The sequence below is a fragment of the Tenacibaculum adriaticum genome (assembly GCF_008124875.1).
Lineage (GTDB): Bacteria > Bacteroidota > Bacteroidia > Flavobacteriales > Flavobacteriaceae > Polaribacter > Polaribacter adriaticus.
Genome location: NZ_VNIA01000002.1, coordinates 197,487 through 209,076, shown reverse-complemented (window position 1 = coordinate 209,076; position 11,590 = coordinate 197,487). Strand labels below are relative to the sequence as shown.

The 11,590-nt window shown below is 29.8% G+C and carries 12 protein-coding genes; 1 reads left to right on the top strand and 11 read right to left on the bottom strand.

Annotated elements, in window-relative coordinates:
* Nucleotides 1-229: 229 nt before the first annotated feature.
* The 4 genes from C7447_RS06440 to typA all read right to left on the bottom strand — a co-directional run bounded on the left by C7447_RS06440 (nucleotide 230) and on the right by typA (nucleotide 4,652).
* A complete protein-coding gene (locus tag C7447_RS06440; protein WP_148869695.1) occupies nucleotides 230-1,015 on the bottom strand; it encodes a type 1 glutamine amidotransferase domain-containing protein in 786 nt (261 codons plus the stop codon).
* Nucleotides 1,016-1,085: 70 nt separating this feature from the next.
* Nucleotides 1,086-1,661: a Crp/Fnr family transcriptional regulator gene (locus C7447_RS06435; RefSeq protein ID WP_148869694.1), complete on the bottom strand. Its 576-nt coding sequence runs from the start codon at nucleotides 1,659-1,661 to the stop codon at nucleotides 1,086-1,088.
* Nucleotides 1,661-2,815, bottom strand: coding sequence for a class I SAM-dependent methyltransferase (locus C7447_RS06430; protein WP_148869693.1), 1,155 nt, complete (start codon nucleotides 2,813-2,815; stop codon nucleotides 1,661-1,663). The genes C7447_RS06435 and C7447_RS06430 overlap by 1 nt, the downstream gene beginning before the upstream one ends.
* 67 nt (nucleotides 2,816-2,882) lie before the next feature.
* Complete coding sequence (gene typA / locus C7447_RS06425; RefSeq protein ID WP_148869692.1) at nucleotides 2,883-4,652, bottom strand: translational GTPase TypA; 1,770 nt, start codon at nucleotides 4,650-4,652, stop codon at nucleotides 2,883-2,885.
* A gap of 223 nt (nucleotides 4,653-4,875) precedes the next feature.
* Here typA and fahA point away from each other — a divergent pair, with 223 nt between their 5' ends.
* Nucleotides 4,876-6,159 (top strand): fumarylacetoacetase, encoded by a 1,284-nt coding sequence (gene fahA, locus C7447_RS06420; RefSeq protein WP_148869691.1) that lies wholly within the window; start codon nucleotides 4,876-4,878, stop codon nucleotides 6,157-6,159.
* A gap of 88 nt (nucleotides 6,160-6,247) precedes the next feature.
* Here the strand turns inward: fahA and C7447_RS06415 are convergent, their stop codons facing one another.
* From C7447_RS06415 to C7447_RS06385, 7 genes are all read right to left on the bottom strand, one after another.
* On the bottom strand, nucleotides 6,248-6,661 hold the full coding sequence (locus tag C7447_RS06415; protein WP_148869690.1) for a VOC family protein: 414 nt from the start codon (nucleotides 6,659-6,661) through the stop codon (nucleotides 6,248-6,250).
* Nucleotides 6,662-6,738: 77 nt separating this feature from the next.
* Complete coding sequence (locus tag C7447_RS06410; RefSeq protein WP_148869689.1) at nucleotides 6,739-6,999, bottom strand: hypothetical protein; 261 nt, start codon at nucleotides 6,997-6,999, stop codon at nucleotides 6,739-6,741.
* A gap of 11 nt (nucleotides 7,000-7,010) precedes the next feature.
* Complete coding sequence (locus C7447_RS06405) at nucleotides 7,011-7,301, bottom strand: hypothetical protein (RefSeq protein ID WP_148869688.1); 291 nt, start codon at nucleotides 7,299-7,301, stop codon at nucleotides 7,011-7,013.
* A gap of 3 nt (nucleotides 7,302-7,304) precedes the next feature.
* Nucleotides 7,305-8,273 carry a deoxyhypusine synthase family protein gene (locus C7447_RS06400; RefSeq protein ID WP_148869687.1) on the bottom strand — a complete coding sequence of 323 codons (969 nt, stop codon included), beginning with the start codon at nucleotides 8,271-8,273 and terminating at the stop codon, nucleotides 7,305-7,307.
* A 2-nt stretch (nucleotides 8,274-8,275) separates the two neighbouring features.
* On the bottom strand, nucleotides 8,276-9,049 hold the full coding sequence (locus tag C7447_RS06395) for an RMD1 family protein (RefSeq protein ID WP_148869686.1): 774 nt from the start codon (nucleotides 9,047-9,049) through the stop codon (nucleotides 8,276-8,278).
* 2 nt (nucleotides 9,050-9,051) lie between these two features.
* Nucleotides 9,052-9,993, bottom strand: coding sequence for an agmatinase (gene speB, locus C7447_RS06390; protein ID WP_148869685.1), 942 nt, complete (start codon nucleotides 9,991-9,993; stop codon nucleotides 9,052-9,054).
* A gap of 18 nt (nucleotides 9,994-10,011) precedes the next feature.
* Nucleotides 10,012-11,403: a type III PLP-dependent enzyme domain-containing protein gene (locus tag C7447_RS06385; protein ID WP_148869684.1), complete on the bottom strand. Its 1,392-nt coding sequence runs from the start codon at nucleotides 11,401-11,403 to the stop codon at nucleotides 10,012-10,014.
* Between the last annotated feature and the right edge of the window lie 187 nt (nucleotides 11,404-11,590).

Genomic DNA, 11,590 nt, shown 5'->3' with positions numbered 1-11,590 from the left:
GAGTAAACCTTGAGAAATAATTTTATTACAATGAAGAACAAAAAAAATCCGTTTGATTTACTCAAACGGATTTTAAATTTTATGATGAATTAATTACATAACATTCTTACTTCGCCTGAGTGCAAATATGAGAATGATGATGATGTAATTGAATGAATGTCATTTTGTTGTTTTTTTTAACACTACAAATTTATGTGATATTTTTTTTAATATCCAAATAAAAATACCATTATTTTAATTTTGAAAACAATTTTTCTGCTACTAGCTCTGAAGATGCTGGGTTTTGCCCCGTAATTAATAATCCGTCTACTACAGCATAAGGATTCCAATCTTCCGCTTTAGAATAAATACCTCCATTCGTTTTTAACATATCTTCTACCAGAAAAGGTACAACATCTGTTAGTTGTACAGCAGCTTCTTCAGTATTTGTAAAACCCGTTACTTTTTTTCCATTAACCAAAAATTTACCATTTGAATCTTTAACATGCTTTAAAACACCTGGAGCATGACAAACCGCAGCTACAGGTTTGTTGTTTCTATAGAAAGATTCAATAAGAGCTATTGAGCTTTTATCCTCTGCTAAATCCCATAACGGTCCATGACCTCCTGGGTAAAATACCGCATCATAATCTACTTCCTTAACATTAGCTAATTTTATTGTATTTGCTAAAGTAGCCTGTGTTTCTTTATCTTCTTTAAATCGCAGAGTTGATGGTGTTTGAAAATCTTTGGCAGAACTTTTAGGATCTATTGGTGGTTGCCCTCCTTTGGGGGATGCTAATGTTATTTCTACTCCCTTATCTTTTAAAAAATAATAAGGTGTTGCAAATTCTTCTATCCAAAAACCAGTTTTTTTTCCTGTATTACCTAAATCTTCATGACTTGTTAATACAAATAATACTTTTTTTACTTCTGATTTAACTTCTGTTATTTTAACCTCTTTTTTTGTTTCTTTTTTATTGCCACAAGAAGCAAATAATGTGAGCACTAAAATTGAAGCTGCTAATTTTTTCATCTTAAATGTTTTTAATTTTTAACAAAATTAGACGAATACATTTAGAAAGAAATTGATGTATGGTAATAAATTATTTTTGAGCTATTCCTTTTCGTATTCTGCTTAAACTTTCAGTAGTAATTCCTAAATATGAAGCTATATGGTAGTTTTTTACATGTTGTTCTATATTAGGGTATGTTTTAATAAAGTTTTGATACCTTTCCTTTGCTGTTTGTGATAAGTTTGCCAATATTCTTTTTTGAAAACTAACAAACGATCGTTCCATTTTCTTTCTAAAAAAACGTTCTAGCTTAGGGATTTTATCGTAAGTGTTTTCGATAGTTGTTTTGGCTACCTTTAATAAAACAGCATCTTCAATACATTCTATATTTAATACTGATTTTGTTTCAGAGAAATACCCAATATAATCACTAATCCACCAATCATTAATAGCAAATTGAATTGTATGCTCTTTTCCATTTTTATCAATATAAAAAGTACGTAAACAACCTTTTATAACATAATATTGATACAATACGCTTTCATTACTATGCAGTATAATATCTCCTTTTTTAAAATGAACCTCTGTAAAATTGTCTTTTAAAATTTCAATTTCTTCTAAACTAAGATTAATGGTTTTAAAAATTGGTAAGAAAAGAGGTTTCATTATTTAATTAAAGTTTCTAAATAATGTTCTTCAATATGAAATTCTTTTTTTAAGTCCGTTATTTTTTCATTTATTGAATCAACATCCTTTATTTTCTTTGATTTAGAACCTACTAACATCACGTTTTTACGAGTATGCTCGTTGCTAATGAATTCGAAAACCTTCGTATTGTAGTTGTTTTTTTCAAGAATTAATGCTCTGATGGTATCTGTAACCATTTCAAATTGACGCTCTTTAAAAATACCATATTTTAATAACGGACTCTCCTGCTCTACTCCTTTTACTTGCTGACGCACTTGTTTATGACAACATGGTGCACAAATAATTAATTCTGATTTTGCAACTAATCCTTTATAAATAGCATCATCTGTTGCCGTATCGCAGGCATGAAGGGCAATTAAAATATCTATTCTTTCGTTATCATATTCTTGAATTGGTTTTGCTATAAAACTCAGCTTTTGAAATCCACATTTATCAGCTACACCATTACAATAATCTACTAAACTTTGACGTAACTCTATTCCGGTAACTGTTACATTGTATTTTTTTCGATTAACTAAATAATCATACAGAGCAAAAGTTAAATATCCTTTTCCTGAGCCCATATCTACAATATGAAGTTGCTTAGAAGTATTCACCGAACTTAACAAACCTTCGATAATTTCGAGGTATTTGTTTATTTGGCGGTATTTATCCGCCATTTTAGGAATTATTTGATTATTTGAATCAGTAATTCCAAGGTGTTTTAAATATTCGCTTAATTCAACTCTTTTCTCTTTTAACTTGTCGTGAGTTTCTGGCAATTTATTTTTAAAACTTGGAGTCGATTTTTTATAGCTTACTTTCTTTTTCTTTGATACGAATACCAACAAATCATGAGTTAATGTAAACAAACTTGCTGCTCTAAATTTTTCTAACAACAAACTTTCCAACTCAATAATAGCTTCTTCTAAAGTGTAATTTTTTACTTGATCATTCGTAGTATATCTATAGGTGAATTGAAAACACTCCTCCTCTTTTAACTGAATTTGACGAACATACACATTAGGTAATTCATCACTTTTACGAACAGGTTTACTTAATGTAAGTTTAACAAACTCACTTTGTGCAACACTTTCTTTTAAAGTGTCTATTAATTCTTTAAATGTGTTCATTTTGCAAAGATATTAAAAAGAAAAACCACCATAAAATGGTGGTTTTATATATTTATGTTTTTGAAGTCTATCTAAAATTAATTTTACGCATACGTAAACTTTCTGGAGTAACTTCTAAATACTCATCAGCTCTAATGTATTCCATACATTCCTCTAAAGAAAAATCAATTTTAGGAGCAATTTTAACACTATCATCAGTTCCTGAAGAACGAACGTTGGTTAATTTTTTTCCTTTAATTAAGTTTACAGCCATATCATCAGATTTACTGTTTTCTCCAACTACTTGACCTTTGTAAATTTCCTGGTTAGGGTCGATAAAAAATTTACCTCTATCTTGTAATCTGTCAATAGCATAAGCAGTAGCTTTACCTGCTTCAGAAGCAATAATAGCTCCTTTTAATTCTTCAGAAAACTCACCTTTAAACGGTCCGTATTCACTAAATCTGTGGTTTATAATTGCTTGACCCGCAGTAGCTGTTAAAATTTTATTACGTAATCCAATTAGTCCTCTAGATGGAATTGAAAACTCTAAGTGTTGTAAATCTCCTTTAGGTTCCATTACCAATAGATCTCCTTTACGTAAAGACACTAAGTTAATGGCTTTAGATGCAACATCTTCAGGAACATCAATAGATAATGTTTCCATTGGTTCGTGCTTCTTACCATCAATTTCTTTAAAAATTACTTGAGGTCGCCCTACTTGTAATTCATAACCTTCACGACGCATTGTTTCAATTAAAACCGATAAGTGTAAGACTCCACGTCCAAAAACATTAAATTTATCTTCAGTATCCGTTTCATCAACACGTAAAGCTAAATTTTTCTCCATTTCTTTGAACAAGCGATCACGTAAGTGACGAGATGTTACAAATTTTCCTTCTTTACCAAAGAAAGGTGAATTGTTAATCGTAAATAACATACTCATCGTAGGTTGATCTACTTCAATTCTTGGTAAAGCTTCTGGATTTTCTAAATCTGCTATAGTATCTCCAATATCAAAACCTTCAATACCTGTAATTGCACAAATATCTCCACTTCTTACTTTTTCAACTTTAACTTTACCCATTCCTTCGAAAACATGTAATTCTTTGATACGAACTTTTTTAGTCGTTCCATCTGCTTTACATAACATGTAATCTTTATTTTCTTCTAAATCTCCTCTAAACACACGTCCGATAGCTATACGACCTGTAAATGCAGAAAAATCTAACGATGTAATTTGCATTTGTGGAGATCCTTCTCTATAAGGTGCTTCAGGAATAGACTCTACAACAGCATCTAATAAATCTAAAATATTTTCTTTAGGCTCTTGCCAATCGGTACTCATCCAACCATTTTTAGCTGAACCGTAAATAGTAACAAAATCTAGTTGCTCTTCTGTAGCTTCTAAAGCAAACATTAAATCGAAAACTTTTTCGTGTACTAAATCTGGTGTACAGTTTTCTTTATCTACTTTATTAACAACTACAATAGGAGTTAATCCTAATTCGATTGCTTTTCCTAAAACGAAACGTGTTTGTGGCATGGGACCTTCAAAGGCATCAACTAATAACAAAACACCGTCTGCCATTTTAAGTACACGTTCTACTTCTCCACCAAAATCGGCGTGACCAGGAGTGTCAATAACATTAATTTTGACACCTTTATAGTTTACAGATACGTTTTTAGAAAGAATGGTAATTCCTCTTTCACGTTCTAAATCGTTGTTATCTAATAATAAATCAGTACGTTCTTTACGATCGTCTAGTATTTTAGCCTGGTCAATAATTTTGTCTACCAACGTTGTTTTACCGTGGTCAACGTGCGCTATAATTGCGATGTTTCTAATTGATTGCATTCTTGCCTTATTAATTTTGGCGCAAAAGTAATGTTTAACTGCCAATTGCACTAATGAAGATCTATTTATTTTATTGTTTTTTTATCCACACATTCAACCTCTTAAATAGTGTTTATTTTTAAATTAACAATCATTTTTAAATTTATCTCCTTTTTTTAAGCTTCAAGTTTGTAGTGAATAGAAAAAATATGTAGGTTTGATAAAAATTAAACAAAAAAGCTAAATGAAAATAACTGCTAATAATCCGAATAGAAAATCTTGGTTGAAAGTTGAAAATAATTCTGATTTTCCCATCCAAAATATTCCATTTGGTGTGTTTTTAACTCGCGATGACATCATTACTATCGGTACTCGTATAGGTGATTTTGCCATTGATTTAGGAGCTTTACATCAATTAGGATATTTTGAAGGAATTCCGTTGACAGATGATATTTTCTTACAAGACACTTTAAATGACTTTATAGCTGACGGACGTAAAACATGGCGTTTAGTTCGCAATAGAATTGCAGATATTTTTGATGTTACCAATGGTAAATTACGTGACAACCCAGAACATAAAGACAAAGTTATTTTTAGAATGGATGAAGTGGAAATGCTTTTACCTGTAAGTGTTGGTGATTATACCGATTTTTACGCAAGTAAAGAGCATGCAACTAATGTTGGTTCCTTATTTAGAGATCCTAAAAATGCATTATTACCAAACTGGTTGCATATTCCTATTGGTTACCATGGAAGAAGTTCTTCTATAGTACCTTCTGGAACACCAATACGTAGACCAATTGGTCAAACTAAACCTGCAGAAGGAAGTAACACACCTGGTTTTGGTCCTTCAAAATTATTAGATTTTGAATTAGAAATGGCCTTTATAACTACGGATGCTAATGATTTAGGAGATAGAATTCCTATTGAGGAAACTGAAGAACATATTTTTGGATTGGTTTTATTTAACGATTGGTCCGCTCGCGATATACAAGCTTGGGAATATGTCCCTTTAGGGCCTTTTTTAGGTAAAAATTTTGCTTCTACTATTTCTCCTTGGATTGTTACTTTAGATGCTCTTGAGCCTTTTAGAGTCGATAATCCGAAGCAAAAACCTGAGCCATTGCCTTATTTACAACAAAAAGGAAAACATAGTTTTGATATAAATTTACAAATGGCGATTCAACCAGAGAATGAAAAAGAAACCGTTGTTTGTAATTCGAACTTTAAATATATGTATTGGACGATGGCACAGCAATTAGCACATCATACGGTAAATGGCTGTCCTGTAGAAGCTGGTGATATGATGGGAAGTGGAACTATTTCTGGACCAACCAAAGATAGTTTTGGCTCTATGTTAGAATTAACTTGGAGAGGACAAAATCCAATAAAATTGAATGATGGAACAGAACGTAAATTCATAAACGATAACGATACTGTAATTATGCGTGGCTATTGTGAAAATGAAAAAATACGTATTGGTTTTGGTGAATGTACAGGTAAAGTGTTACCTGCAAAAGAACTTTAAAGATTATATTCAACTTATAAACAAAAAAACATTTCGAAAGAAATGTTTTTTTGTTTATAAGTAATTAGTTTTTATTTAAATATTCTTTTTACATAAGAAACATATTATCCTCTTTTATAAAACTTTTAAATTCTATAAAATATCCATTAGGATCTTTGATAAAAAAAGAACTATGTTCTCCACTCTTACCTTTTAAAAATGTTTTTTTAGTTATTATATCGGAAGACCAATAGTTAATTCTATTATACATCTCCTCCCAAGAATCAATATCTAAAATAACTCCAAAATGAAATGAAGGTAAATTTCCTTCATCAAAATCATAATTAGGATAATCAAATTTAAATTTATCTACTAAAACAAACGTAATTTGATGGTTACATAAGTTTACATCTATCCATTCAGTCGTTTTTCGTCCTAATTCAAACCCTAATTCATCCGAGTAAAATTTCTCTGTCGTAACAATATTTTTACAAGGAAGTGATAAGTGAAAAGCTGAATTCATCTTAATTTAAATTAAAGTTTTATTAATATACAGTAATATGGCAACAAAAAACCATTTCTTTCGAAATGGTTTTTATGTTAAAGTAAAATAAGTTTATCAATTTTAAATACTATAAAGTCTTCATCATCTGTATCATCGAGAATTTCTTTATAAGTAATTTCAAAGGCTTTTGATTTTAAAGAATTCGACTTCAAATCAAACTCTGCTAATACATTTTTATTGATTTGTTCGAAATCTATTAAATCTCCATTTTCTAACTTAAATGTAAAATAACCATTGGCATATTCCTTAAATGTACCTACAGTTGTAACCAATTGTTGATCGTTATAATAAGGCATGATAAAAAAGATTAAAAATCGTCTTCTTCGTCTTCTTCAATATTATCTGAGAAACTAAAATCATCATCTTCAAAAGAACTTTCATCTTCAGAATAATCTTCCATTGTTTGCTCTAGTTTCGAACTAATTTTCACTAAATAAATAGTATCTTCTGTTCTTACTTCTACCGCTTTTATTGTTTCCCCTTTTCCATTTTTAAAGGAAATTACATCTTCATAATCATACCCATCTGGGTATTTTTCAACTAATAAATCTAAAATATCAGTTGTTAATTTAGAATACTCTACAATAACTCGATTCATAACTTACATTTCTAATAAATAAGCAAAAATTAATGGCGCAACAATAGTTGCGTCACTTTCTATAATAAATTTAGGGGTATCAATATCTAATTTACCCCAAGTAATCTTTTCGTTAGGCACAGCTCCTGAATAAGATCCGTAACTGGTCGTTGAATCTGAAATTTGGCAGAAATAGTTCCAAAATGGAGTTTCTTGTCTTTCCATATCTTGATACAACATCGGTACTACACAAATAGGGAAATCACCTGCAATTCCACCTCCTATTTGAAAGAATCCAATTCCGTTTTCAGAATTATCTGTATACCAATCTGCAAGGAATGTCATGTATTCAATACCTGATTTCATTGTAGAAGCTTTTAATTCTCCTTTTAACACATAGGAAGCAAAAATATTACCCATTGTAGAATCTTCCCACCCTGGAACGACCATTGGTAAGTTTTTTTGAGCAGCAGCATACATCCAAGAATCTTTAATATCAATTTCATAATATTCTTCTAACACACCCGACAATAATAATTTATACATAAATTCATGAGGGAAAAAGCGTTCTCCTTCATCTTCTGCATCTTTCCAAATCTTAACCACGTGTTTTTGTAAACGTCTAAAAGCTTCTTCTTCAGGAATACAAGTATCCGTAACTCTATTTAAACCTTTTAATAATAACTCCCATTCATCTGCAGGTGTTAAATCTCTATAATTAGGTACACGTTTGTAATGAGAATGCGCTACTAAATTCATTACATCTTCTTCTAAGTTAGCTCCCGTACATGATATAATATGTACTTTATCTTGACGAATCATTTCTGCAAAAATCTTTCCTAATTCAGCAGTACTCATTGCCCCTGCTAAAGACACTAGCATTTTAGATCCTTGCTCTAATTGTGCTTCGTATCCTTTTGCGGCATCTACTAATGCTGCAGCATTAAAATGCAAAAAATATTTTTCTATAAAATTGGTAATTGGTTTGTTCATTTTTATATTTTTTCTATAATAACTTGTACAATTTCAAAGAGGATTAAAATGATAATAATCCATTCTAACATGCTACTGTACCTGTGTTGTAATATGTCGTTAAATAAATCTAAATTTTCTTTTATTACGTTTAAACTATTTTCAATTCCTTGGTGTCGTTTTACCACATCCAATTCGTCTTTTAATTTATAGTCTAACGTTGATAAATCTTTATTGTTCCATGCTAAATCAGGCGAATCAAAGACAAATAAATTTTCGGCGATGTTATTTTTCAGGTTCATTGTTTTACCAATAAACTTTCTCATTTGTACTTTAGAGAGCTTAAAACTACCCGTTCTTTCTAGTTGTTTTGAATACACTAACGTTTTATCATGCAAATCAGACGTCTTATTAACATAATTCATTAAGGCAACTGACTGTGATAAATTTAGCATAATAATATGTGCTACATTATCATTTAATTCTGTAATTTGAATACGTTCAAAATCTACTTCAATTTTATCATCAAAAACGATTTCATATTCTTCTGAAGGTAAATTTTTAATTATTTTTTTTTCGTTAATTAAATTACCTAATACAGTATTAATAAAATCTTGTTCACAATTAATAAAAACTAAACTTCCGTAATCTTTTAAGTATAGGTAAGAATTAACATCAATTTTATATAATAAATATGAATGCTCTCTTTTTACTAACTTATAGCTACTAAAATTATTACGAAATACACTTAGCGAAATCCTCCTTTCGAGATGATACGCTTTCGCCTTAATACTCATCTCTAGTATTCTTCGTCTATTTCTTCTTTAAATTTAGAAACAGAATTATGATTTGAACTTCCTTTTTCATCATAATCTTCTTCATCTTCCATATCAGAAGAAAACTTATAACTTAACATTTTATAATATAATTTTGCTGCTAAAAAGTCTGATGATTTTTCTTGTTCATTCGGACATAATTCAACAATATCAAAACCAACTACATTTCTTTCAGAAAATACTTTCTTTAAAAACTCTAAAGTCTCGTAATAAAATAATCCTCCTGGTTCTGGTGTACCTGTACTTGGCATAATAGACGGATCTAAAGCATCTAAATCGAATGTAATAAAAACATTCCCTGTTAATTGATCTAAAACATCATCCATCCAGTATTCGTTAACAGCCATATCGTGTGCAAAGAATACTTTATCTAAGTTCATTACACTTTTCTCAGAAATATCCATACTACGAATCCCCACTTGAACTAAATTCATGTTTTGACTAGCTTCATAAACAGCACAAGCATGATTACAACTAGAACCTTCGTATTCTTTACGTAAATCTGCATGCGCATCAATATGTAATACAGTAACATTATTAAAACATTCATCAAAAGCACGAATAGTACCTATAGATACAGAATGTTCTCCTCCAACAATAGTTACAAATTTCTTTTTATTAATATATTTTTTTGTAGCAGCATGTACTGCATCTACCATTGCTTCTGGAGATGAGTTTTCTGTAATTGCTTCTGCTAAATAAACACCTTCTTTATAAACTTCACTATCTGTTTCAATATCATAAAGCTCCATGTTTTCTGAAGCGTTTAAAAATGCTTCAGGACCTTTATCTGCTCCTTTTTGCCATGTACTAGTTCCGTCATAAGGAACTGGAATTAATACAATGTTTGCGTTTTCTAATTTCGCGTTACTATCAGGTATACCTGCGTAATTTCTATTTTTCATTTTTTGTTTTTATTCTTTTTAATATCCAAGAATTGATAAAAATTCTTCGCTTTTTTGTTGTTCTTTAAATAGTTTTGTAATGATCTTACCTTCTGAGTCTCTATCTATTAAAATGTGTTTTGGGGTTGGAATTAAACAGTGTTGTAATCCTCCAAAACCACCTATAGTTTCTTGATAGGCTCCTGTATTAAAAAACCCTACATATAAAGGATTATCTTTTTCGTAAACTGGTAAATAAATTGCGTTTATGTGTTGTTCTGAATTATAATAATCATCACTATCACATGTTAATCCGCCTAATAAAACACGCTCATATCTATGATTCCATTTATTAATAGGTAACATTATAAAACGTTTATTTATTGCCCAAGAATCTGGTAACGTTGTAATAAAAGATGAGTTTATCATATTCCACTTTTCACGATCATTTTGCTTTTTTTGATACAAAACTTCGTATACTGCTCCTCCAGCCTCTCCTACTGTGAAACTTCCAAATTCAGTAAAAATATTAGGAACATCTACTCCTTCTTTATCACAAATCGCTTTGATTTGACTTATGATTTCATCAATCATATACTCATAATCATATTCAAAAGCTAATGAATTTTTAATTGGAAAACCGCCTCCAATGTTTAAACTATCTAAAGTTGGGCATACTTTTTTAAGTTTTATATATACACTTAAACATTTAGATAATTCGTTCCAATAATACGCATTATCTTTAATACCTGTATTAATAAAAAAGTGCAACATTTTAAGCTCAACCTGAGGATTTTCAGCTATTTCACGCTCATAAAAAGAAACTATATTTTTATAACCAATACCTAATCTACTTGTATAAAATTCAAATTTTGGCTCTTCTTCTGAAGCAATACGAATTCCTACTTTAAACTTACTTTTAGTTTCCTCTAAAAGAAGATTAAGTTCTTCATAATTATCTATTATAGGAATGCAGTTTGTATGTCCTCCATCTATTAAACTTACAATATTTGCAATGTATTGATCACGTTTAAAACCATTACACAAAACAAATGCATTGTCTTTTAACTTTCCTTCTTTTTTTAATGATTTTACAATATCAATGTCAAAAGCTGATGATGTTTCTATATGAATATCATTCTTTAATGCTTCGTCTAACACATATTTAAAATGTGAACTTTTAGTACAATAACTATAATTATAGGTTCCTTTATAGTTATGTTTTTCTATTGCATTTGCAAACCATTTTTTTGCTTTGGTGATATTTTCAGATATTTTAGGTAAATAGGTAAACTTCAATGGAGCTCCATATTCTTTTACCAATTCCATCATATTTATATCATGAAAAAATAAATTATTGTTTTCTGTACGAAATTCCTCTTGAGGAAAATCAAATGTTTGTTCTATTAAGTCTTTGTATTTAGTATTCATTTTTTATTTAATCGCATTTATATATACCACAAATATTTCAAAACTTCATGCAAATTACTGCTGTTTTTATATATCTGTAAGAAAATCAAAACTACTCTATAGTTTATTTGTTGAAAATAAAATGAATATAATATCAGACTCTTAAAGCCAAACAATCACCACACTGTTTATAAAAATTCAGTGGTAA

Coding starts and splice junctions, on each gene's coding strand:
- C7447_RS06440 (WP_148869695.1), bottom strand. CDS start 1,015: ATGAAAAAATTAGCAGCTTCAATTTTAGTGCTCACATTATTTGCTTCT.
- C7447_RS06435 (WP_148869694.1), bottom strand. CDS start 1,661: ATGAAACCTCTTTTCTTACCAATTTTTAAAACCATTAATCTTAGTTTA.
- C7447_RS06430 (WP_148869693.1), bottom strand. CDS start 2,815: ATGAACACATTTAAAGAATTAATAGACACTTTAAAAGAAAGTGTTGCA.
- typA (WP_148869692.1), bottom strand. CDS start 4,652: ATGCAATCAATTAGAAACATCGCAATTATAGCGCACGTTGACCACGGT.
- fahA (WP_148869691.1), top strand. CDS start 4,876: ATGAAAATAACTGCTAATAATCCGAATAGAAAATCTTGGTTGAAAGTT.
- C7447_RS06415 (WP_148869690.1), bottom strand. CDS start 6,661: ATGAATTCAGCTTTTCACTTATCACTTCCTTGTAAAAATATTGTTACG.
- C7447_RS06410 (WP_148869689.1), bottom strand. CDS start 6,999: ATGCCTTATTATAACGATCAACAATTGGTTACAACTGTAGGTACATTT.
- C7447_RS06405 (WP_148869688.1), bottom strand. CDS start 7,301: ATGAATCGAGTTATTGTAGAGTATTCTAAATTAACAACTGATATTTTA.
- C7447_RS06400 (WP_148869687.1), bottom strand. CDS start 8,273: ATGAACAAACCAATTACCAATTTTATAGAAAAATATTTTTTGCATTTT.
- C7447_RS06395 (WP_148869686.1), bottom strand. CDS start 9,049: ATGAGTATTAAGGCGAAAGCGTATCATCTCGAAAGGAGGATTTCGCTA.
- speB (WP_148869685.1), bottom strand. CDS start 9,993: ATGAAAAATAGAAATTACGCAGGTATACCTGATAGTAACGCGAAATTA.
- C7447_RS06385 (WP_148869684.1), bottom strand. CDS start 11,403: ATGAATACTAAATACAAAGACTTAATAGAACAAACATTTGATTTTCCT.